Genomic DNA, 22,418 nt, shown 5'->3' with positions numbered 1-22,418 from the left:
CTTGAGATGGGCGCCCCTCCTGCTGGCATTTCCGAGGTGGACTGGTTGTCGTGGCCAGCTGGTGCCAGGGAGTTCATCCTGGCTCAACAGGAGGAGATGGTGCAGCTCCGCGTCCAGCTCACCGCCCTGGCGACCGAACTGGCCCATCTGCGCGAGCGGATCGGCCGCAGCTCCCGCAATTCTTCCAAGCCTCCCTCCAGTGATGGCCAGGGGTTTAGGCCGCCCGAACGACGCAAGGGCAGTGGCCGCAAGCGCGGCGGCCAGCCGGGCCATCCCGGATCTGGGCCGGAGCTGCTGCCGATCGAGCGGGTGGATGAGGTGGTCGAGCACCACCCCCAGGCCTGCCGCCGCTGCGGCACGTTGCTACAGGGTCAGGATCCCGAGCCCTTGAGGCACCAGGTGATCGAGATTCCACCGATCACGCCTCTGGTGATCGAGCACCGGCTGCACCGCCTGGTCTGCCCCTGCTGTTCCACCAGCACCTGTGCCTCGTTACCGGCGGAGGTGGAAGTAAGCCATTACGGTCCCCGGCTCAGTGCTCTGGTGGGTCTGCTGGGTAGTGCCTTCCCGTTGAGTTTCAGCAAGACCCAGGCGCTGCTGGATCAGCTGCTGGGGGTACAGATCAGCCGGGGAGCGATGGCCACTATCCGCCAGCGCTTGAGTGCAGCACTGGAGCAGCCCATGCAGGAGGCCCTTGCGTTTGCCCGTCAGCAGTCGGTGGTCTATGTCGATGAAACCGGTGCCCCCACCGGTAATGCCGATGGGGGCAACCCCGATGGCCGGCGCGGCTGGGAGTGGGTCATGGTGACCGCCATGGGGGTGACAGTGTTCTTGCAGAGCCTGAGCCGCTCGGCTGCCGCCGCGATCGACCTGCTCGGGAATGCCTTTGGCGGAATTGTGGTGAGCGATCGCTTCTCCGCCTACAACCATCTCCCGCTGGAGCAGCGCCAGCTGTGCTGGGCGCACGTGATCCGCGATCTCACCGCCATCGCTGACCGTCAGGGCGCCAGCGGTGAGATTGGAGCGGAGCTGCTGGGCCTGCAGCAGCAGCTGTTTGCCCAGTGGCACCGCTACAAAGACGGAACGATCGACTGGTCCACGTTGCAGCAGGGCTGTCGGCCGATCCGCCAGGCGTTTGTGGGCACGCTGCAGCGGGTTGTGGAGCTGGGCTGCCAGCGCGGCGAGCGAACGCCGTGGGCCAAGACGGTGCGTACCTGCCATCAGTTGCTGCAAGTGAGCGATGGCCTCTGGACCTTCCTGGAGATTGAAGGGATCGAGCCCACCAACAACGCAGCCGAGCGTGCCCTGCGCCATTCGGTGATTCAGCGCAAGATCAGCCATGGCGTCCAATCCCGCCAGGGTGCGATCTGCCGCAGCAGGCTGCTCACGGTCACCACCAGCCTGCGGCAACAGGGCCGTGATATCTGGCAGTTCCTGGAGCAGGCCTTGATCGCCCATCATCGCGGCGGTGAGATGCCATCGCTGTTGCCGAATCCCTGAGCCGGCCGTCATCGATCGTGGTGTCTGTGGTTGCTCGTTGATCAGCGATCAAGGGTGGAATGCTGCGCTGCTGCGTCACGGCCCCTGAACGGATACGAGTTCTTCAAGGCCCAGGGCCTCGATGTAGTCATTGAGCTCCTCCCCTTTAATACGTACATCCTGCAGTTCAAGGATCTGGGGGCGCACCAGCTGTTCCGGCTGAAAGAAGCGACGGGACTGTTCGCGGGACTTCAAGAGGAGGGCCAGCTGTGCGAGCTGAGTGGCGCGGGGGCAGATCTCCAGTCCGTAGAGATTGTTCTGAAGGATCAGACCGGGAATTTCGCTGGGCGCGTAGCCTTCCTCCTCGTAGATTAGGGACAGCAGATCGAAGGCATAGGTGAGCATATGTCCGCTGCCGCAGGCCGGGTCCAATACCTTGATCTCTTCCGGCTTGTTGATCTTCAGGAAATCCGTTTCGGCCTCGCCGTCGATGTAGTAAGGCATCTGCGCCTTCAACCCTGACGATGGCCGATTCAGCAGCCACAGCCTGCCCAGAGAGTTCTCCACCAGATAGCGCACGATCCAGTGGGGCGTGAACAGCTGGGTGACGGCCGGGATGTCTTCGGTGGGCACCGCCTTCTTGCGGGCCATCACCTCATCTTTTTTCTCGGCGATATAGAACTGATATAGCCAACCAAGGATCTCCACATCCTGGCAGTCGTCATCACTGATCTCACGGCGGAAGCTACCGGCAATCGACCCCTCACTCAGCAGGTCGTCCGGAAGCAACAACTCGCTGGCATCATCGAGACCTTCAAAAAGATTGGGCAGTAGCTCGTGATAGAAGCGGCACGTCGCCAGCACCAGTTCGCGGTAGACCTCGCCCTGGGGATCAGCACCTGGGATCGCTGTTTGGATCTGACCATCGAGCAGACCATGCAGCCGACTTTCATTGGTGTGGCCTTTCAGCGCCGCAGGCAGACTCCCCGCACGCATCAGCTTGAGCAGCTCAGGTTGGGTTTCGCCCTCTCCAGCAGGCATCAGCACCTTGCAGCCAAAGGGGTTCCAGCCACGGGCATCCAGATAGCGCAGGGCGCATAGCCGGTTGAACCAGGTGTAGGCCGCTCGCTCCAGCAGCTGCTCACGGTTCTCGGCATCGTGCTCCCTCAGCTCAGCGATCTGCTTGGCGTAGGTGCTGAGCGTGTCTGGGGTCTGACTGTGCAGCAGCAGATCGAGCTTGCGGCCTACCGCCTCCAGTAGCTGCCGGCGCATGGCCGGGGCAAAGGTCTTCAGGGCAGCGGTGTTGACGGGCATGGATCAGGGCTGGATCGGTGGGGAGGGTGGTGGAGAAAAGACTGCGGCTGCGATCAGAGACTGATCCGGTGGCCTTGATCCAGCTCGGCCTGGGCGGCTGCGCGCAAGGCATCGAGCCATTGCTGCAGCTCGGCGCTGTTGGTGATCTGGCTCAGCGGACAGTTCACCTTCAGCGCTGAAGCGGCAACCACCGTGATCTCGGCAGGCATCGGAGCGTCCTTTGGCGCTGCAAGGGCCGCCATGCGTTGCAGCTGTTTGGGCACCTCTTCCGCCCGATAGCGGTTCATCCTCAAGAGCGCAGTACCCGGCTTGCTGGCGGCTTGCACATCGGCCTTGGCCTGAGCTGTGGGGGCAAGCACCTGGGCTTGCTGCTCCTCATCCAGCTTTTGGAAATCGGAGTCGGCCTTTAGCCGTGCCTCCTGCTCAGTGATCTGTTGCAAGGCGTCAGCCTGAGCCTGCTGCAGGCGGTGTTCCAGCTGCTTCTGGAGTTCCGCCATGGCGTTGTTGGCCTGGGGGATCAGGCCGCCGGCATAGGGCTTCTCGCTGCTGAGCAATGCCCTCAGGGGTTGCACCAGATCAGCGGGCAGATCGGCGAACTCATCGCCGTAGCGAGTCTCAAATGCCTTCACCTGGTCGTAGACCGCCTTCTGGTTGCCATTGAGGAACTGCTTCAGGGGGGTGAGCAGGTCCTCTTCGGCATCGAGCCAGTTGTCCTTGAAGGTGTCCAGCTGATTGAGCAGGTAGCCGTCGTCCTTTTTGGTCATCGCCTCGGCTTGCTCGGCCCAGGGCTTCACCGCAGCAAGGAATCCATAGGTGCCGGCCTGGGCCGCCAGGTCGCGCAGGTCCTGCGCTTCCTCGCGCATCGCCATCCGGAAGGCTTCGCAGGTGCTGCGCGCATCGGTGCCGGGACTCTGCACATTGAACAGGTCCTGGTGGAACCTCTTGAGTGCATTGATCGTGCTGGTGTCGTACACCTCCTGCTTGCGCACGTTCACGCCGCCCAGCTTGCGGCTGTTGGTCAGCGCATCGATCACCTCCACGCTGCTCAGCAGTTCCTTCTCCCGCAGCTCCAGCTTTCCGAGGCGGTACAGCCGAGCGATGAAGGTGAGCGTGGCCCAGTTGCTCCAGCCGTAAGGCCGCGCCTCGAACTTGCGCACCAGGTCTTCTGCGCTCAGGCGCTCGCCCAGCTTCTGCTGGCGCTCCACCTCCACCAGCACCTCCTGCTCTGCCTCCGACAGCTGCACTGCCAGGCCGTCGAGCAGGTCGTCCTGATCTTTCACCACCGCGGCCACGGTGGTTTCACTGAACGACCCGTGCACCATCTTCAGCTTGGAGAACGCGGAGCGGATCAGCTCCTGGTAGGCCTTGCTGAACCGGGTTCTCGGATCGCCTTCCCCAACCGAGAGGGTCTGGCCGTTCACCACGAGCGCAGCCGTTCGCAGTTGCTCTTCGGCCAGGCGGGTGATCTCCTGCCGGCGTGCACCGCTCTGCTTGGCGCGAATCGCCAGGATGGCGTTCAAGGCTTCGTCTTCGCTGCCGCTGTTCTGACGCACGTAGAGGTCGGTTTTCAGCTGGCTGCGGATCTGCTCCAGCAGCCGCTCCTTGCCCGGTAACACCGCCATCAGTTCGGTGCCGCCCATGTTGCGGCTGTGCAGGATCGCCTCATTGCCGTAGTTGGGGTGCTCCGGCGTCACCAGGTTCACGGCCACATCGGTGTCCTTGCCCTTGATCAGACCGTCGTCGATCTTCTGGGAAAATGAGTAGTCATTGCCGTTGTCCTCAAAACGGATCTTGTTGCTGCGCAGCACGTCGTCAAACACAATCCGGTGCAGGGCCTTGATCACTTCTGAGTCGGACACCTCCGTGCGCTTGATCTCCTGTTCAACGTCCTTTTCTTTGTCGGTGAGGAATTCGTAGACCTCACCACTGCGCTGCAGGTAGCTCTGGCTCTCCAGGTTGATCAGCGCATCCTTCACCGCCTGCTCATGGGCGCGGATATCAAAGTTGGGCTCATTGATCAGCAGGATCGCGATATTGCGTGCCGTGCTTTTGAACTGCGGCACCCACTTGAGCAGGAATAGGGCCTTGAGGATGCGCAGCTCCAGCTCGCCCACCTGGTTCTGGGCGGTCACCATGGTCTGCTTCTTATCGCTTCGGATCACATCATTGATGCCGTCATAGAGCTGATCGAAGCTGGCCAGCCGCCCCACAGGCATCTCCTTGATTGCCTTGGCCACCTCCTGAAACACCGAGAGCATCGAGCGCTCTCCGACCGCCATGTTCCGACCTTCAAAGATGCTGTGGGTGGCCAGACTCTGGATCGCCTGCTGGAACAGGCTCAGCTGGTAGGGATGGAAGGGGTAAAGGCCGCAGAAACCTTGGCAATCACTCCAGCCCTTGAGTTGGATTGAACCGTCACCGAATCGGAACAGGGTAGTGAAGTTCTCCTTCTCCTGCTCGTAAATGCTGATCAGCTGCTCTGGTTCCTGTGGATCTTTTTCAAGAAGGCGCCGCTGAATTACCTCCTGAACGTCGGCACTTGCAAGGTTCATCTTCGTCTTGAAGCGACCTTGAATGCGGCTGAGATCGTCTGCTTGCTCAAACTTTACCTGGCCCAGAACGCCCTCTAGGTCAGCCTGGGAGGTGATGAACACGGTGGCCCGACCGTTCGTGGCGGTGGCCAGGCTCTCCACGACGGTCTGGAGGTTGAGCAGGCGACTGCGTTCCTGGCCAATAAACTGACCAGCCTCATCCACGAAGAAGTTGAGCCGAAAACCAGGGGGCTTGCTGTCGAGGTACTCCTTCACACGTTGACCAAAGTCCTCGATCGACAACTTGAAGCTGTCTTTGGCATCATCGATAATCCTGAGAGCGTCACTTTCGCTCACCCCAGCGTGGATTGAGTATGCCTTGGCGAAATCGCTTTTTGTGGCCGTTAGAACAGCTTTCCTGTCGTTTTCCCAATCAGACCCTATGGTTTCACGGTAGGTCTTCTTGAAAGAGTCAAGCTTCCCTCGCTTGTCGAGATCATATTCAAACTGGGCGATGTAGCCTTGCTTGCCATAATAGCCCTGTAGTTCGTTGAGAACCTTGAAGAAAACATCCAGAATCGGAGATTCCTTGTCTCCGCCCTTGGTGTCGAACTTCTGGTCGATGTTGAACAGGATGCTGCGAGCTGGGATTGCAGTAGCTTTCTTTAGGTCCGCCCGGAGGATTTCGTCGCCCACCTTGGGCAGAAGGATTTCGGCTGGGCGGTGTCCCTGTTCTCCCACGCGTTTCTCGATGTCGAGCATCAGCGAGAGCATCTTCAGCAGGTGCGATTTGCCCGAACCAAAGAAGCCCGAGATCCACACGCCATTGGCCGTGGGGTTGTGCAGGTAGGCGTCGGTGAAGGCACCCAGGCCCTTGCTCACCTCGCGGGTGACGACGTACTCGTCGAGTTCAACCTGGAGATGGCGCTCGTCATCAGCCTTGATCACCCCATCAATCGGGCGATCAACCGGCTTGGCGAAGAGCTCGCGGATGGTTTTGAAAGTCATGAGCTCTTGATGTCGAAATAGTCGAGGTTGGTGGCCCGGTAATGCGGGTTTTCGATCTTGCTGGCTGTCGTGGTGCCGAAGAGCCGTAGGTAGGAACCGCCGTCAGCATCCTGGGAATACTCACCTGGGAAAAAGACAACCACTGGATGGCGCACCATTGCTGGCTGCAGCGCCTCGAGAATCGTGTGGGTACGCAGGAAGGGATAGATCCGGCCTGACCCCGTGATCAGGCTGACCTGGGTGTCCTTCCCCAGCGCCTCCATCAACTTCGGCACCAACGCTTCAGTGGGCTCTGCCACGTTCTGCAGAGTGTCGAACAGATCGCCCTTGCTCCAACTCGGCTCTTTCAGCAGGACCTTTTGGAGCCACCCTTCAGATTCCAGCAGCTGCAGCACCAACTCAAACAAGTCCACGTGCTTCACCCGCAGGCCCTGCTTGCGCAGGTATTGCTCTGCCCCCTTCACCACCACCCGCAGCTGGTCTTCGTCGGCAGGGCTGTAGGTCTGGATGAAGATCGGCACCTCCTTGGCCACGCCGCGCATCTCCAGGAACTCTGGGCGGGTGAGCACCTCCTGCAGTCGCTTGTCGAGGCCGCTGACGCTGCTCATGCCGCCTTCCTCCGGGCAGCGCCCACCTTTTTGGCCGCAGGCTTGGGTGCAGCCTTGGCCTTCCCAGCCTTGGCCGACCGAGCAGTGGAGCTGAGCAGGAACCCCGCCATCAAGGCCGGATCGTCGTCCTCCAGCAGCTCCTGCACCTGCGGTGACACCAGGGGGCGCTGCACAGTGCCGAGCGTGCCGCCTTTCCCTGCCTTGCCGTACAGCAACCCGGCATCCCGCAGCATCTGCAGCAAGGCCGATCGCACCTTCTGCTGCGACGAGGGTGCCAGGGCCTCCAGCTCGGGGTGATCGCGTTCGGTGGCCTCGTAGAAGGCCGCCATGTCAGAACGGCGCAGCACGGGGTCCAGGCTGCTGAGCTTCCCAATCAGCACTTCTCGGGTCACGTCGGCCGCGATCTGGATGCGCTTCAGTACCGCCAGCCAAGCCATGGCGATGCGCTCGTCGCTGGTGCCATTCGCCAGGAGCTCCAGTTGGGGGGTAGTGAGCCGCTGCAGCCTCTGGCGCAACTCCGATTCCAGCCGTTTACCCGTGCTGGCCGAGCGGGCCTGCAGAGCGTTGCGCTCCAGCACCGCAGCTTTGGTGCGCGCCCAGTCGCCGTCCTCCTCGAGGTGGATGCCGGCAATCACGGCGGCCAACTCAGGCCGGAGACTTGCAGCGGTGAAGCTCAGGCAGTACTTCGGGGCCCTCGTGGCCGCAGTCGCCAAGTGGTCCAACGGGGAATGCTGGGCTGATCCTGGCACCGGTTGTGCGGTTCTGGCAGCCAAAAAAGCGAGCTCCAGCAAGCGATTTGACCTTCAACCTATGGCTGATCCCCTCGATACAGCGTCGATGTCCTGCGAAAGACCGCACCTATGCAGAAAGTGCATAGGCATCGGGTGGGATAGGCCTGATTGACCCCGATGGCATCACTGCGGCCAGCTGCATTCATTCGGCAGGCAGCCTCACTCACCAACAGCAGCCGCCATCACCTGCTCCTCCAGCAGGTGCTCCGCCTGGGCCCGCTGCAGATCCAGTCGCGAGATGCGGTAGCCCAGCCGCCGGGCCGTCAGGATCAGCTCCGCGCGGGTGCGGCAGCGGTGGAGAGCAGCCCGCAACGTGGAATCGGCCTCAGCCTCTGCCACCAAGCGCTCCAGTTCAGACCAGCTCATCGGCATAACCCGCCGGTTCCTGCAGGATCGCGGAGGATCTGCGCCGGCGCCAGGTTCCGCAGAGCACAGCCCAGGCTCGTCCCACTGCAACCAACCGCTGCCGCGCCTGAGGCGGGGCTGCGGAGATGCCCCACATCAGCTGACGCTCACGGCCGCAGGTAGCCGGTCCTGCCGCCATGCAGGGGCTGAGGCCCTTTGCGCCCCATCCGGTGAGCTTGCTCTGGGCCTCTCCAGCCGTCTCAACTTCAGCCACAGCAGTTATAGCCTTCAGCTCTGGCTAAGCGAGGAGTGCTGCAGCCGCGGGGTGATCCGCTTCGCGGCACTCCTGAAGACATTCGCCAACGACACAATGACCAGTCGCCACGAACGCCTGGCTGAACTACGCGCCCAGCTGTCCGAGCTCAATGCCCGCGGCAGGGCCACAGAACATGGATCTCCTGAGATGTTTGCAGTACTGGCTGAGTGGGCGCCGGTCCATGTCGCCGTGCTGGCCCTCGCCGATGAGCTGGAGGACCTCCCGCGCGAGGGTCCACAGACGCCCTGATCAGAGCACAAGATCTTCACTGAACGGGGACAGGGCATCGCTCAGCGTGGGGTGACCTGACCTTCCTGGGAATCCACAGCAGCCATAGGTCGTAGGTCGGCGTATTTCTCGTCTCTGCGGGTCCAGTGGAAGGTCTTGGAGAGCCCAGATCGATCCATCCACCACCCCAGTGAGCAAGATCACGAGACTCAGAGAGGCAGCTCACCACTGCGGCCGCTCCGGCGAATTATGGTGATGGGGTCCCCGAAACAGACCCATGACCAACACCATCCAAGCCCGTCGCCGTTCCCTCGCCCTCGGCGTCCTGCTCGTGATCATGACCGCCACGACCAGCCCGGCACACGCTGTTCAGAAGCAGCGCAGTGTCTTCTCCGGGTTAGCCAGCTCGGTCTGCACCGCCGTCATGTGGGCCATGGGTCAGTCGCCCGATACGGCCTACACTTGGTGCCAGTGATCCAAGGCTGATCGCGAGGCGGACGACAGCCGGTTGATCCACGAGGAGCATGACCTGGTCGCCCAAAGGGGGCCGTAGCCCCCGGGCGGCCGGTGGGGCCGATCAAGCCCCCTTCAACTGCCCTTCCGGAGCGGGTGCCTGGGACTCGACTTCGGCATCGAGGCAGGCCTCGAGTGCAGCATCGATCTCACCGGTGCGGGCCAGGAACTGCTCCATGGCCGGCAGCAGCTCCTCTTCCAGGAGAGCGATTTCTTCCTCACCGTAGGGATGGTTGATCCAGGTGCGTGCGATCGGCTTGCTGTGGTGCGTGCGCAGGATCCAGAGCAGGGCCCTGTGGCAGGACTCGACCAGGGCGACGGGATCTTCCCGGGTGAGGGCATCGAGAGAGGCGGACATGGGTGGTGGCGCTGGTAGCGCTGTGACGGGGCGCCCCACGCACCGCCGGGAAGGCAAGGGCGGTGGAGCGCAGCGACGCCGCTTGCGCAGCCCTTGCCCCCGGCGGACAGATCCAGAAAGGGAGTGACCTGGGCATTGTTGATCACGCCCTGCTGGACTGCTCTCAGACTTGCTGATCGAGAGTCCTGGAATTCGCACCAGGTCCAGCTCAAGGCAGAAGTTTCAGACACTGGCCGTGACGTTATGAGCCCAAAACGTCTACCGGCGACTGACCATCGGCAATCCGGCGAAGCTGGTCGTCGGGCATAGCTCTGAGCTGCCGTGTAATGTCCACGGCCTCGTCTTCATTGATGACCTGGACACGCTCAGACCGCTTGCCACGAGTTTTCTCGAACCAGATGATTGCGCTGAGATCACCTGCGTTGACCCTGTCCCAGAGCTTCTTACCGGCAACAGCGAGACCATTGGCGCGCCCCTTTTTAAGGGCTGCAATAACCATTGGTTTGTGCAGCCACGTGTAGAGGGTTCGCTCGCTAACACCAACCAGGCAGGCGATCTCAGCATTAGCCAGGCCGATGGCTGCGAACTGCTCGATCTGGTGCAGGTCGCGCGGAGTAATGGTGAGCCGTGGCCGACCACCGCGGCCTTTGCTCACCGGGGTAGTTGCACGTAACGCATCAAGCTGCTTGGCCATTGCGCACCTCAGGCAGCGGTCGAAGTCAATGCATTATCGGACGGATGGCCCTCTCGTGTCGCATGCAGAAGCAAGGGATGCGTATGCCAGCGGATCCGCTGCGGTTGAGAGGTGCCGCGATCCAGGGCGTCGATGGTTTAGATCGAGCTGATGATGGTGCTCAAGGGGTTGTCTCCAAGGCGTAGGGATGCAAATGCGCACCCGCAAAACAGGGTTGAATTACAACCAAACCTGGAGAGTGGATTAAGTGGCTGTTAACCCACAGATGCAAGCGCTTCTGAAGAAAATCTTAGAACTAGACGAATCTGGGTGGACTGTCGAGAAAGATGGGAGGGGGGGGGGCTTCCCCGTACTTATCGACCATAACGGGGAAGAAAAAAGCATCTATGGCAACGTCCTGCTTGGATCCCCAGCAGGTTTCTCGTGGCTCGGCTTCTTTTTCGCGGACGTGACTTGTGCTCACATCGGGGAATGGAGTTACTTCGTAGTCGTGACCCTGCTATCAAACATGGCACTGTCCTTCTGGCTCTACAATAACGACTTGCTCCCAGGAGGAAGGCTAGTCATTGCGCAAACCATAGCTTTCTGTTTGCATTGCCACTACGGATTTGCATGCCCATACTTAGGATTCTTGGGGACGCGACCAAATGGCTTTGAGCCCCCTTCTGGAACGCAATAATTATCGCACTGGTGCCAACACTGGCCTTAGTCATGCTATCAGGCTTGACTAGAATGTCTTGCGGGCTTCCAGGAGTTCGGTTGCTACCATTCCGGCAATAACATAAAGCAATAGCACCATAGACCAGTCTCGCGGCACTGCCGGATCGACGATCGAGCACACCCGTCCCGATCAGTGGCGATGGACAAGAGCCCTTGCTGCAGCAGCTTTTCCAGCCGGAAGCCGAGCATCACCCCAAGGCCTTGATGGCTTCCATCACGGCACCCTCTTGCTCCTCCGTCAGATGGAACAGTTCGCGGTTGTTGGCGTCCGTGATGCGCTGGGAATCCATGGCGCCATGGATCGCAGCTTCAAGAGCCCTGGCCCTGTCCATGCTGCCCACGTCCACACAGGCGAGAGTCTCGGCGGCAACAGGTAGCACGTTCTGCTCAGCATCCCGACGACGGGGGTTGGTGGTGGCGCCAACCTTGTACCAGGCGGTGCCATCAGGCATTGACCACCGCTTGAAGTAGATGCAACCAACCGTTGAAACGCTTGCGCATACGCTATTCAGCAAATTCAACAGGGCATCATCAACCCTGGAGTCATCGGAAGAACGGTCTTGATCCTCCAGCTTCCTAATGCGTCGCCTAAGCTCGATTTGACGCTCGCGACAACGATTGATCATCGGCATGCCAACCATTCCCTCAGAAGCCTCGGAATATCTTATATTCTTCTCGCAACAATCAAGCCACTCCTTAAGTCTGTTGATGTCATTGCACTCGCCAGGGTCTGACTCGCTCAAGAAAACCTCCCAAAACGCATGGGAACCGGGCCTTGCAGGCCAGTACGACCTTTCCACGAACAGCGAGAACAGCGGCTCTAATCATACAACCGGTAGATCTTCGCGGCGGCATTGATACAACCCAGGGAAATATGCAACTGGCCAAGCTTACGCGCTTGGACTTGTAACGTGCTGAGCTGTGACAAGAGCTCTGCGATCATCCAAGGGCGTTCTACTTCCCAATCAGAACGAATTTGCTCTCTGGCGATAGTAAGGTAACCATCCACGGATCTTTCCCTTACCCCCCAGTTTTCTGCAGCAAACTGCAAACAATCGCGGCGGGTACCTCCGGAGGAAACAATCTCGACCAGGGCCGCAACCCGTAGTCCCGTTGCGGTCTGGTGGCCTCGGCGCTTCGGTTCGCGGGTGGTGGGGTCCATGCCTCAGGTTTCCGGTGTGATCACGACCGTGGCCGCCGGCTGGCTGTCCTCCTCCTCAGGCTGCTCCATCAGCTGGACCACAGCAGACGGCTCGGCCCATTCAGCGGTGAGCGCCAGCGCAGCGATCAGGGGGCTACCGCCGCTGTATCAACGCCAAGCTCAGCAAGGGTGCCGTGCAACTTCTTCAGAGCGTGTTGCACTTCGCGAACGGAGCGCGCCCGGCGGCCAAACAGTGAGATGACGAACAGCGCGGCAACCCATTGCATGGCATTGGCGCTGGGGCAGGTGGTGGTCATCAGGATCCCCCCCCGCAGGGCCAGATCCAGGACTTCGGCTTGAGCACGGTGCCGCCGCTGGGGTCGGTGAGGTGGCAGTTCTCACTACGGCCCAAGTGGTCGAGCATCCGGTGGCCGTTGACCGGTGGCTTCCCGTCGCGGCGGATCTCCACCGGGCTGTTGATGGGGATGGCAGCTACGCGGTCACGGTGGTTCGGCTTGCGGCGCCGTTCCGATGTCGGCGGCGGCTGATCCGACCTATCCGACCTCCCCAAGGGAGGTTGAACCGTGAGATCCGTTCCAGTGCAAGGGATTTTGGGAGTGTTCCAACCGTTCCAACCATTTTCCGGATCGCTCCCCCGCATATGCGACACATATGCATCAGCCCTTTCGGCGCCTTGTAGAGCTCTTATCTCTTTTTCTTGTTCCCCTTCAAAAAAAGGTTGGAACAGTTGGAACGGGGCGGTCAGACGCCTGTCATGCCAAGGCATCTGGCCGTTCCAATCTCCCTGGAATTGATTGGAACAGGTTGGAGCAGTTGGTACGAGGGCCGGAACGTATCCCCACCTCGAATGGCCTCCGCCGTAGCGGAGCCGCTTCCGTTCCCATCGGACGGTCTCGCCGTGAGTAGTGAAGTCGGATGCCCTGACGATCCGCGTCACCTGCATCTGCACACGGCGATCGACCTTGCCGATGTCCTGCCCCAGTGCCTGCTCGATCAGCGTGTCCTGGCCGATCCCCTCACCGTCGGGGAGCAACTGCTCAAGCACCTTGCGGATCGGTCCCTCCCAGACGTGACTGAGCCGTGCCTCAGCGGCCCGTCCAGCTGCAGCTACCGCGGTTGGGTGATTGGGCGGAACCCAGTTCCTCAGGCCCCAGTCAACCCAGGTGGCGACCGTTGCCCAGATTGAGTCCCGGTGGTGGCGGATCCAATCGGGGCGCATGGTGCCGCCACGAACATCAACGACCCAGAACCGCCGGCTACCGGTGGTGTCGTTCAGGACTTCGACCTCATTCGAGCTACCGAACAGGACGCACCGCCGGGGATGTTCGCCGCAGGTGGTCGCCCATTTCTGCACATAGCGATCAACGGTGCGTGAGGTGAAACCCTTCATTTCGGCAGCATCACGACCCAGGAGAGTCTTTTCTGCCTCGTCAAATTCAAACAACCAAGCGGAGTTGAGTTTCTGGAGAAACTCACGGTCCTCTAGGTGCTTCGGTATGCGGGTGGCGGAGTCATACCAACCGGCGCCGGCCAGGGCGCGTATGCACTCACCCTTCCCCTGGCCCTGATCGCCCAGCAGGAGCAGCATCTGATCGTGCTTGTAGCCGGGTTCGATGCCCCGCAGATAGGCGCCGGCCAGGTGGCGGGCCATCAGCTCCTGGGAGAGGGTGTCACCGGGCAGGACGCCGAACGCGCCAGCGATCGCTTCGATGCTGAGCAGCTTCAGATCGTCACGTTGGCGCAGCCCCTTGAAGTAGGCGGCGATTGGGTTGAAGGGGTTGGCAGCGGCGACGTAGGCGAAGGTGTCCTTCGCGGCCTGCTTCGTGGTCTCCAGTCCGTGCTCGTGGGCCAGAAACGTATCCGCGAAATCGAACGCGTCCATGGGTGCACCGTTCAGCTCCACACGGCCAGACAATTCATTCAGTCGGACCGCATAGGTGCCGCGGATGAAGGACTGGAGCTGCTGCTTCGTGGGTTCGGAGGGGCAGGATGCGGCGGTGCCGTCCTTGGGTGCGGCGGCCTTGGCGGCGATGGTGCGGGCAGGCCCCACACGAACACCAATCCGCTTCGCTGCTTCGGTGGTGAGCAGCTCGGCGGTCATGTCACCCAGTCCGGCCTCATTCGCCAGGCGTGCAATGGACCGGAGTGCTTGTGGTTTCCAGTCCGTGCGTAGGTTGCGGCTCCAGAGGCTGCTGATTTCGCGCAGCAACTCACGGGCTGAGCGCCAGCGGAGCGCACCGAAGTCACCACCGGCCAGACGGAACTCGGACGCACCGCCCTTGTGGCCGGCGACATCCGAGGGGAAGAACGACAACCGGCAGCCGCGCTCCAGTCCGGCCCGGATCAGTGCGCCCCAGACGGCGGGATTGAGGCTTGCATCAGCGTCGTAGACGATCTGCTTCACCGTGGGCGCCAGCAGCCGGGTGCAGCTCACACCGGGCAGACCCTGCACGGTCTCACCGGTCAGAAGGTGCAGGCTGATTGCATCCTTGAACCCCTCCGTCGCCAGCGTGGGTTCGCCGTCGCCCACCGTGACGGGTTGCTGTTTCGCCTTGGGGCGGTTGAGGTAGCGCACGGGCTTACCGTCCGGCCCCATCGGCGGATCATCAAGGCGGCACTGAGCGAAGTCACCGCCGAAGGGCAGCAGCAGGCCGGAGCCGCGCCAACCCTTGAAGCGGAACCCTATGGTGCGCACCTCTTCAGCGGAGAGGCTGCGGGCGCCGAGCTCCAGGGCGATGGCCGGACCGGCCTCACCCACTTCGTTCAGAAGGTGGTCCCGATGCTCAGGAGACAGGCTCACAGCAGCACCCCCAGCAAGCGATTGCGCTTGACGGTGAACTGGTCGACGCGACAGCTGACGGACCGTTGTGAGTCAGGCCGGGGAATTCCTTGCGTTTGCATCGCTCAGGCCCTCCTAGGCTGAGCGGTCCGCACCGCTCTCTTGCCTGCAGGGGAGCAAGCCTGCAGTTCAAGGTCTGCGCGGGAGAAGACCTCCACCGCTGCGGGGTCAATCCGCTTGAAGCCCGTGAAGGCTTGGTCGCAGTTGAGGCGGTGCCATTGCAGTGGCGCGCGCGTGGTCAATCCACCTCGCCGGAAGTCAATGCCTTCTCGGAACGGTGAATGCTCTGACCCGCGAAGGCGAAGCAGAGTCTTGGAGTGCAACCCCAGCTGGGCTGCCATTTCGGCAGTCGTCAGCCACATACGGGGACAGGGGTCAGCCATGGGCCTCAGGCGCGTTCTCTTATCGCTTTCCTGCCTTCAGAGGGAAACTCGATGCACGAGTCGACCTGTCAGCCCAAAAAGCCAGTGGTAGCAACGCATTAGCGGATATTTCCGATGGTGCGAAGCATCTCCGCTCGCGCTGCCAAGAAATCCCTTCCGTTGATGGGGATCCCCCCATCTGCCGCGCCCGGGCATCCCGCTTCATGCGGTGGGACATGGGAAAGGCACACAGCTATTGGAAGCTGATGGCCAGGGGCCAGCACCCTTCATGTGGTGTCGGTTCCGCCGCCTACAGAGCAAGCCGGCTGCTTGCACAGGATGAGTGCCAAGCCCCAGCCGGTGAGGCCAGGAGGCCAGGAAGTCTTCAGGGGGTCGTTGTGGTGCCTTTGCTGATCCTGGTGATGCACGACACGATGCCCCTGAGTGGGCAAACCCAACGTGCACTGCGCCGGGTCATTCCTGTCCTGCGGCGGCTCGGATAGACCTTCGTACCGCTGGCGGAACTGCTCAATTCCAAGTAACCGCGGCGGCAGGAGGGTTCAGCGCAGAGCCAGATGCCACCTCGCGCAAAGGGGCACAAGTCCGGCACCTTCCAGTGCAGCCGAGCGGCTGGTGAATGGAGAAGAGCACGGCTGTAGCGCCGCTAGGGCAAAGACCGTTCGCCATGGAGACGGAGGCCGCCAAGCCGCTCCAAGCGCTACCCGCCACCCACCTTTGGTCACGCCTTTGGTCACGGATGGAAATCATGGGGGCATCAACCACCCAAAAACCCAGTCCCCACCTACTAAAAAGGCCCCTTCCAGGGCCCATGGGTCATTTGGGTGATAAGGCTGACCTCACCCCATCTCCCTTAGAGATGTCAGGCAGCCACAGGGGCAGCTTGACGGGAGAAACGAACGATGTTGTTCGCTGTTACGGGTTTGCTCTTACCGAGCAGGCTTCAGTCACCCTCCTCATACCCCGTCGAAACCATTGCAGCCCCGGGACGTGCCCGGATCCCGGCAAGCAGCCAGAACGAAGAAGGCGAATGGAGCTGAGCGGAATCGAACCGCTGTCCGAAGCACTGGTGTGGATCACCTAGTCCGGCCGAAACCGGACTCATTCATTGTGGCAGCACAGCGACGTCCGCAGGGGGCACCAACGCCGTGGGCATCACCGAACCCATCCAGGGGACAACCGCCCCTGGCGGAACCCAGCCCGGCGGCAGCTTCGCCGCCACAGCGGTGGTGCCTCCTGGGCTTGAGCAGCCCGCCGCTGCTGAGCTGAGCGCCCTCGGGGCCACGGACGTTCAGCCCCTGCAGCGGGCGGTGGCGCTGCGCTGCGACCTGGCGACCTTGTACCGCCTACACCTGCAGGCTCGGCTGCCCTTCCGGATCCTGCGGGAGCTGGCCCGGTTTCCCTGCCGCAGCCGCGAGGATCTTTACCGCGGGGTGCAGCAAGCCGCCGACTGGGCCCTCTGGTTGCCGCCCGATTGCCGCTTTCGGGTTGATGCCAGTGGCCGCGCCCCGGGGCTGAGCCACAGCCACTACAGCGCTTTGGAGGTGAAGAACGCCCTGGTGGACTGGCAGCGCCAGCACTGGGGCGAGCGCTCAACCGTGGACCTGGAAACGCCCGACCTCAGCTTTCACCTCCATCTCGCTCGGGGCCGCGGCGGGCCCGAGGCGGTGCTGAGCCTGGAGGGCAGCGGCGGCAGCCTGCACCGCCGCGGCTACCGGGCCGCCATGGGCCTGGCCCCGCTCAAGGAAAACCTCGCCGCTGGGCTGATCAGCTTCACCGGCTGGGATGGCCGAGTGCCCCTGGCCGATCCCCTCTGCGGCAGTGGCACCCTGCTGATCGAGGCCGCCTGTCTCGCCCTGGGCCGGGCGCCCGGCCTGAGCGGGCCGGGACGGCCACCGCGCCGCTTCGCCCTGCAGGGCTGGCCCGACTTCCAGCCAGACCTCTGGGAGACGGAGCTGGACCAGGCCAGGGCCCTGCAGCGCGATCACGGGCCCCAGGGGGATCCACTGGCTCCGATCGTGGGGCGGGAGCAGGATCCGAGCGTGCTGGAGCAGGCCCGCACCAACGCCGCTGCAGCCGGTGTGGACGACTGGCTGGATCTGCAGGCGGGCGACGTCCGCGATTTCGAGCCCCCGGCAGCCGCGGGAGTGCTGGTCTGCAATCCGCCCTACGGCGAACGGATCGGGGAACGGGACGACCTCGAGCAGCTCTACGCCGATCTGGGCACCATGCTGAAGCAGCGCTGCGGCGGCTGGACCCTGTGGCTGCTCAGCGGCAATCCCGAACTGACCGGTGCCCTGCGCATGAAGGCCAGCCGGCGCATCCCGGTGAGCAACGGCGGCATCGATTGCCGCTGGCTCAACTACGACATCCGCTGAGGCGAGATCCGCTGAGGCAAGATCCGCTACCGGCCGAACAGGGCTCGGCCGGTGCGGGTCAGGCCGGCCGTGGTCTGGGGCAGATAGGGGCCCTTGAGCAACTGCCCCCCCACCCGCAGAAACAATCCCGCCACCACCAGATCGATGCTGGCGGCACCGAGGGCGGCCTGGATCCAGCTCCAGCGCAGGGCTCCATGCAGCCACAGCACCAGGGCCAGCTCCGCCGCCACCAGGGCCAGCAGCACCAGGGTGAGCCCACCACTGATCAGCAGCGCACCACCGATCAGGCGGCGCCGTTCCTGATCGACCTCCTGCAGCGCGATGCGCACATGCAGGTCCATCACCGAAGTCAGTAGGGCCCCCACCCGGCCGGCCGCCACCCGGGCCGGGCCGGGTTCCCGTCGTTCCTCCTGCCGCTCCTTCATGCCGAGCGCCGCCCCGAACCGAGCAGCAGACCCACAATCAGGCCCACGCCGGCCGCGATGCCCACCGCCAGCAAGGGCCGCTCCCGCACCGGCTTCTCGATGCGGGGGCGCAGGGTGGCATTGAGATCGTCGAGCAGGCTTTCCAGCTGGCGTTCCAGGGGCTCGATGCGGTCGATCAGATGGCGGCTCTGGTCGCCGGCGACATGCAGCAGGTCTTCCAGCTGGTGATGCACGCCCTCAGCGGTACGGCCGGTCTGCTGGGCGATCACCGCGGCGAGGTCGTCAAGGCTGCCGCGGCTGGCCTCCAGGGTGTGACGCGCCACCTCCGGCCACTGCTTCTGAATGATCGGCAGCAGGGCTTCAAAGCGCTCGCGGAAGCGATCCTGCAACGACCCGGTGGAGCCATCTCGCTCAGCAGCGTTCTGCGTGGCGTTGTCCGATGCGTTGTGCGCTGCATTCTCAACGGTGTTCTGAGCAGAGGCATCTGCAGCACTCTCAGCGGCGGCCTGAGCATCGGCGGAGTCCCGGTCCATGGCGGCGACGGTGTTCGGGCGGCTCACCCAAGCTAAGGAGTGGACTTGAGCGTGGAACCACCTCCGCTACATTTCGGCTGCTCGGTGGGCGGGCCTGGTGGTTCACATCAATCAGGTCGAGCTGTCTCAGTTCAAATCGTTCGGCGGATCGGTGGCGATCCCGCTCGAACCCGGTTTCACCGTGGTGACCGGCCCGAACGGCTCCGGCAAGAGCAACATTCTCGATGCCGTGCTCTTTTGCCTCGGCCTGGCCAACAGCCGGGGGATGCGGGCCGAACGGCTGCCCGATCTGATCAACAGCGCCGTGCTGCGCCAGGGACGGGCGGCCGAGGCCTGCGTCACCGTGCGCTTCGACCTGGGCGACTGGCAGCCCGATGAGGCGGAGGCCGGCCTCGATCCCCCCGAGGAGGGTCCCTGGATCCAGGCCGGCCAGAAGGCCTGGAGCGTCACCCGCCGCCTGCGGGTGGCCCCCGGTGGCACCTACAGCAGCAGCTACAGCGCCGATGGGGTGACCTGCAACCTGCAGCAGCTCCAGACCCAGCTGCGGCGCCTGCGGGTCGATCCCGACGGCAGCAACGTGGTGATGCAGGGCGATGTGACCCGCATCGTGTCGATGAGTGCCCGGGAGCGGCGCGGCATCATCGACGAGCTGGCCGGTGTGGCCCTGTTCGACACCCGCATCGCCCAGACGCGCGCCAAGCTCGATGAGGTGCAGGAACGACAGGAGCGTTGCCGCATCGTGGAGCAGGAGCTGCTCCTCTCGCGCCAGAAACTGGAGCGCGACTGCGCCAAGGCCCGCACCTACCAGGAGTTGCGCCAACGGCTGATCACCGGACGGCTTCAGGCCCAGGTGCTGGAAGTGGACGCCGCCCGGCAGCAGCGCGACCAACTGAATCGCCGCCGCGAAGCCCTGGGCCGCCAGCAGATCAGTGATCGCGAAGCCATCGCAACCGCCGAGGCCGAGATCCAGCAGGCAGCCCTGGCCCTGGAGCAGTTGCAGGCGGAGGTGAAAGCCCTCGGGGAAGATCAGCTTCTGTCCGTGCAGGCCGAGCTGGCGGGCCTGGAGGCCAGTGGCCGCGAACTGGCCCGGCAGGCGGAGCGGCACCAGCAGGAGGCCGAAGCCCTGCAGGCGCAACGCCAGAACCTGGCGCAGCGCCAAGGCGAGCTGCGGCGGCAGCGGCAGGAGCTGGATGCCGCCGAAGACAGCGCTGCCCTGGCCACCGCTGAAGGCCGCTGCCGCGACGCGGAGGCGGCCGTGGAACTCTCGCGGCGGCGCCTGGGCGAGGTGGCGGGGCGCTCCGGCACCTGGCTGGAGGAGCAGCGCCAGCGCAGCCAGCAGCGCCAGGCCCTGCAGAACCAGCTGGGACCGCTGCTGGCCGAGCAGCAGCAGCTGGAGGAACGGCTGCGGCAGTGGCAGCAACGGCTGGACGAACTGCAGCTGGAGCGGCAGCAACAGGACGGCAGCCATGCCGAGGCCGCCACCCGCCAGCGGGGCCTGGACGAGGAGCAGACGCAGCTGCAGCAGGCCCTGGGGCAGGCGCAGCGGCAGTTGCAGGATCTGGCGGAGAACCTGGCCCTGCAGCAGCGCACCCGCCAGCGCCTCGAGGTCGAGCAGACCAACCTGGAGCGGGAGATCGCCCGGCTGGACAGCCGGCGGGACACCCTGCAGGAAAGCCGCGGCACCGGAGCGCTGCGGATGCTGCTTGAGGCCGGCCTGGAGGGCATCCACGGACCGGTGGCGCAGCTGGGGGAGGTGGAGGAGCGCCATCGCCTCGCCCTGGAGGTGGCGGCCGGCGCCCGGCTCGGCCAGGTGGTGGTCGACGACGACCGGATCGCCGCCCGCGCCATCGACCTGCTCAAGAACCGGCGGGCCGGACGGCTCACCTTCCTGCCGCTCAACAAGATCCGAGGCGGCGGCGGCGGGGCCAGTGGGGCGGCGGCCCTGCAGCGGGGAGCCGCTCCCGGCACCACCCGAGGTGCCATTGGCGGCGATGGCCTGGTGGGTCGGGCGGTGGAACTGGTGCGCCATGAACCCGTCTACGCCGAGGTGTTCCGCTACGTGTTCGGCGACACGCTGGTGTTCGACACCCTCTCCAGCGCCCGCCGCGAGCTGGGCCGTTGCCGCGCCGTGACCCTCGATGGGGAGCTGCTCGAGAAGAGCGGCGCCATGACCGGCGGCAGCCTGCAGCAGCGCAGCGGCCAGCTCAGCTTCGGCAGCGCCCAGGAGGGCGACGAGGCCGAGCCGTTGCGGCGCCGCCTGCTGGAGCTGGGCGAGAGCCTCCTCGCCAGCCGTCGGCGGGAATCGGGGCTGGCCCAGCAGCTGGAGGCACTGCGGCCGCAACTGCAGGCCCAGCAGCAACGGCTGGCGGCCCTGCAGGCCGAAGCCGGGGCCGCGGAACGGGCTGCGGCACCGGAGCGGGAACGGCAGCAGCGCCTTGATCAGCGACTGGGCGAGCTGGAGACGGCGGCCCTCGCAGACCGGCAGCGGCGGCGGCACCTGCTCACAGCCATTCCGCCCCTGCAACAGGCCCTTGCCGCCCTGGAGCAGGCCGAGACCAGCGCCGGTGGCGGCGGCGACGGGGCCCACTGGCAGGGCCTGCAGAAGGAACTCGAGAACGCCGATCGCAGCCTCTCCGAGGCCCGCCTGCAACGGGACCAGCTGCTGGCGGCGCGCCGTGAACGGGCCCTCAGCAGCGAGCGGGTGGCCAGCCAGCTCGATGCCCTCGCCGGCGACGAACAACGCCTGGCGGAGGCGGTGCGGACCCTGGTGGCTGAGCGGAGTCGCTGGAAGGAACAGCAACAGGCCGAGCAGGAGCGCCGCAGCGAGCTCGAAACCCGGCAGAGTGCCCTCCAGACCCGCTTCGGGGAGCAGCGCCGGGCCCGGGACGCCGCTGAAGGGCGCCTGGCCGGACAGCGCCAGGCCCTGCAGAACCTGCAATGGGAGTTGCAGCGCCTCGGCGAGGAACTGGCCGCCCTGGCCGAGCAGGAACGCAGCGAAGCCCTGCGGCTGGCCCAGCTGGAGCAGGCCCTGCCGGATCCACTGCCGGAGATCCCCGAGGAAGTGCGGCTGGCAGGACTGGAGACGCTGCAGGCCGAACTGGCTCGGATCCAGCAGCGCATGGAGGCTCTGGAGCCTGTGAACATGCTGGCCCTCGAGGAACTCGAACAGCTGGAGCTGCGGCTGGCCGAGCTGGCAGACCGGCTGGAGGTGCTGAGCAGCGAGCGGGAAGAGCTGTTGCTGCGGATCGAAACGGTCGCCACCCTGCGGCAGGAGGCCTTCCTGGAGGCCTTCGTGGCGGTGGATGGACACTTCCGTCGGATCTTCGCCGGGCTCTCCGACGGCGAGGGCTACCTGCAGCTGGAGAACACTGAGCAACCCCTCGAAGGCGGACTCACCCTGGTCGCCCATCCCAAGGGCAAGGCGGTGCGGCGCCTGGCGGCGATGAGCGGCGGCGAGAAGTCCCTCACCGCCCTCAGCTTCCTGTTCGCCCTGCAGCAGTTCCGCCCCTCGCCCTTCTACGCCCTCGACGAGGTGGACAGCTTCCTCGATGGCGTCAACGTGGAGCGCCTGGCGGCCCTGATCGCCAGCCAGGCCGACGACGCCCAGTTCCTGGTGGTGAGCCACCGCCGGCCGATGATCGCCGCGTCCACCCGCACGATCGGCGTCACCCAGGCCCGCGGCGCCCACACCCAGGTGGTCGGTTTGCCGCCTGCGGCCTGAGCCGCGCACGTGGGTCACAATGAGCCGACTGGACGCCAGTCGCCAGCCCCACCGCCGCCCAGCACCGGCCCCCGG

The 22,418-nt window shown here is 64.0% G+C and carries 18 protein-coding genes; 5 read left to right on the top strand and 13 right to left on the bottom strand.

What is annotated here, in order from left to right:
* The first annotated feature begins 6 nt into the window (after window positions 1–6).
* Window positions 7–1,500 carry an IS66 family transposase gene (locus H8F26_RS08505; protein ID WP_197154297.1) on the top strand — a complete coding sequence of 498 codons (1,494 nt, stop codon included), beginning with the start codon at window positions 7–9 and terminating at the stop codon, window positions 1,498–1,500.
* A gap of 75 nt (window positions 1,501–1,575) precedes the next feature.
* On the opposite strand, the gene H8F26_RS08500 is transcribed toward H8F26_RS08505, so the two are convergent.
* The 5 genes from H8F26_RS08500 to H8F26_RS08480 all read right to left on the bottom strand — a co-directional run bounded on the left by H8F26_RS08500 (window position 1,576) and on the right by H8F26_RS08480 (window position 8,097).
* Window positions 1,576–2,793, bottom strand: coding sequence for a DNA methyltransferase (locus H8F26_RS08500; protein WP_197158752.1), 1,218 nt, complete (start codon window positions 2,791–2,793; stop codon window positions 1,576–1,578).
* A 53-nt stretch (window positions 2,794–2,846) separates the two neighbouring features.
* On the bottom strand, window positions 2,847–6,332 hold the full coding sequence (gene brxC / locus H8F26_RS08495; RefSeq protein WP_197158751.1) for a BREX system P-loop protein BrxC: 3,486 nt from the start codon (window positions 6,330–6,332) through the stop codon (window positions 2,847–2,849).
* Window positions 6,329–6,940, bottom strand: a complete 612-nt coding sequence (locus tag H8F26_RS08490; RefSeq protein ID WP_197158750.1) for a DUF1788 domain-containing protein — start codon at window positions 6,938–6,940, stop codon at window positions 6,329–6,331. Before H8F26_RS08490 ends, brxC begins: the two co-directional genes overlap by 4 nt.
* A complete protein-coding gene (locus H8F26_RS08485; RefSeq protein WP_255518586.1) occupies window positions 6,937–7,689 on the bottom strand; it encodes a BrxA family protein in 753 nt (250 codons plus the stop codon). The genes H8F26_RS08490 and H8F26_RS08485 overlap by 4 nt, the downstream gene beginning before the upstream one ends.
* Window positions 7,690–7,890: 201 nt before the next feature.
* Window positions 7,891–8,097 (bottom strand): Nif11-like leader peptide family natural product precursor, encoded by a 207-nt coding sequence (locus H8F26_RS08480; protein ID WP_197158748.1) that lies wholly within the window; start codon window positions 8,095–8,097, stop codon window positions 7,891–7,893.
* A gap of 304 nt (window positions 8,098–8,401) precedes the next feature.
* Between H8F26_RS08480 and H8F26_RS08470 the strand changes: the two genes are divergently transcribed.
* A complete protein-coding gene (locus H8F26_RS08470; RefSeq protein ID WP_197158746.1) occupies window positions 8,402–8,641 on the top strand; it encodes a hypothetical protein in 240 nt (79 codons plus the stop codon).
* A gap of 256 nt (window positions 8,642–8,897) precedes the next feature.
* Window positions 8,898–9,095 (top strand): hypothetical protein, encoded by a 198-nt coding sequence (locus H8F26_RS08465; protein ID WP_197158745.1) that lies wholly within the window; start codon window positions 8,898–8,900, stop codon window positions 9,093–9,095.
* 102 nt (window positions 9,096–9,197) lie between these two features.
* Here H8F26_RS08465 and H8F26_RS08460 read toward each other — a convergent pair whose 3' ends face one another.
* The 6 genes from H8F26_RS08460 to H8F26_RS08435 form a co-directional block, all read right to left on the bottom strand.
* Window positions 9,198–9,491 carry a hypothetical protein gene (locus H8F26_RS08460; protein WP_197158744.1) on the bottom strand — a complete coding sequence of 98 codons (294 nt, stop codon included), beginning with the start codon at window positions 9,489–9,491 and terminating at the stop codon, window positions 9,198–9,200.
* Window positions 9,492–9,732: 241 nt separating this feature from the next.
* Window positions 9,733–10,185 (bottom strand): hypothetical protein, encoded by a 453-nt coding sequence (locus H8F26_RS08455; RefSeq protein ID WP_197158743.1) that lies wholly within the window; start codon window positions 10,183–10,185, stop codon window positions 9,733–9,735.
* Window positions 10,186–11,093: 908 nt separating this feature from the next.
* The gene (locus H8F26_RS08450) at window positions 11,094–11,546 is read right to left on the bottom strand and encodes a GIY-YIG nuclease family protein (RefSeq protein ID WP_231605558.1); all 453 of its coding nucleotides are present in this window, start codon (window positions 11,544–11,546) and stop codon (window positions 11,094–11,096) included.
* A gap of 179 nt (window positions 11,547–11,725) precedes the next feature.
* Window positions 11,726–12,067, bottom strand: a complete 342-nt coding sequence (locus H8F26_RS08445; protein WP_197158741.1) for a hypothetical protein — start codon at window positions 12,065–12,067, stop codon at window positions 11,726–11,728.
* Window positions 12,068–12,192: 125 nt separating this feature from the next.
* The gene (locus H8F26_RS08440; RefSeq protein WP_197158740.1) at window positions 12,193–12,363 is read right to left on the bottom strand and encodes a hypothetical protein; all 171 of its coding nucleotides are present in this window, start codon (window positions 12,361–12,363) and stop codon (window positions 12,193–12,195) included.
* Entirely contained in the window at window positions 12,363–14,867 is a 2,505-nt protein-coding gene (locus tag H8F26_RS08435; protein ID WP_197158739.1) for a VapE domain-containing protein, read from the bottom strand. The genes H8F26_RS08440 and H8F26_RS08435 overlap by 1 nt, the downstream gene beginning before the upstream one ends.
* A gap of 1,573 nt (window positions 14,868–16,440) precedes the next feature.
* On the opposite strand from H8F26_RS08435, the gene H8F26_RS08425 reads away from it, so the two are divergent.
* Window positions 16,441–17,664: a class I SAM-dependent RNA methyltransferase gene (locus H8F26_RS08425; protein WP_370594697.1), complete on the top strand. Its 1,224-nt coding sequence runs from the start codon at window positions 16,441–16,443 to the stop codon at window positions 17,662–17,664.
* 26 nt (window positions 17,665–17,690) lie between these two features.
* Here H8F26_RS08425 and H8F26_RS08420 read toward each other — a convergent pair whose 3' ends face one another.
* Both H8F26_RS08420 and H8F26_RS08415 read right to left on the bottom strand, forming a co-directional pair.
* Window positions 17,691–18,089, bottom strand: a complete 399-nt coding sequence (locus H8F26_RS08420) for a phage holin family protein (protein WP_197158738.1) — start codon at window positions 18,087–18,089, stop codon at window positions 17,691–17,693.
* A complete protein-coding gene (locus tag H8F26_RS08415) occupies window positions 18,086–18,478 on the bottom strand; it encodes a YqjD family protein (protein WP_197159076.1) in 393 nt (130 codons plus the stop codon). The genes H8F26_RS08420 and H8F26_RS08415 overlap by 4 nt, the downstream gene beginning before the upstream one ends.
* Before the next feature lie 241 nt (window positions 18,479–18,719).
* On the opposite strand from H8F26_RS08415, the gene smc reads away from it, so the two are divergent.
* The gene (smc, locus tag H8F26_RS08410; RefSeq protein ID WP_197158737.1) at window positions 18,720–22,343 is read left to right on the top strand and encodes a chromosome segregation protein SMC; all 3,624 of its coding nucleotides are present in this window, start codon (window positions 18,720–18,722) and stop codon (window positions 22,341–22,343) included.
* Window positions 22,344–22,418 lie beyond the last annotated feature (75 nt).

Source organism: Synechococcus sp. CBW1006 (assembly GCF_015840525.1).
Lineage (GTDB): Bacteria > Cyanobacteriota > Cyanobacteriia > PCC-6307 > Cyanobiaceae > CBW1002.
The sequence above is the reverse complement of the archived record's forward strand: the minus strand, read 5'-3'. Positions and strand labels throughout refer to the sequence as shown.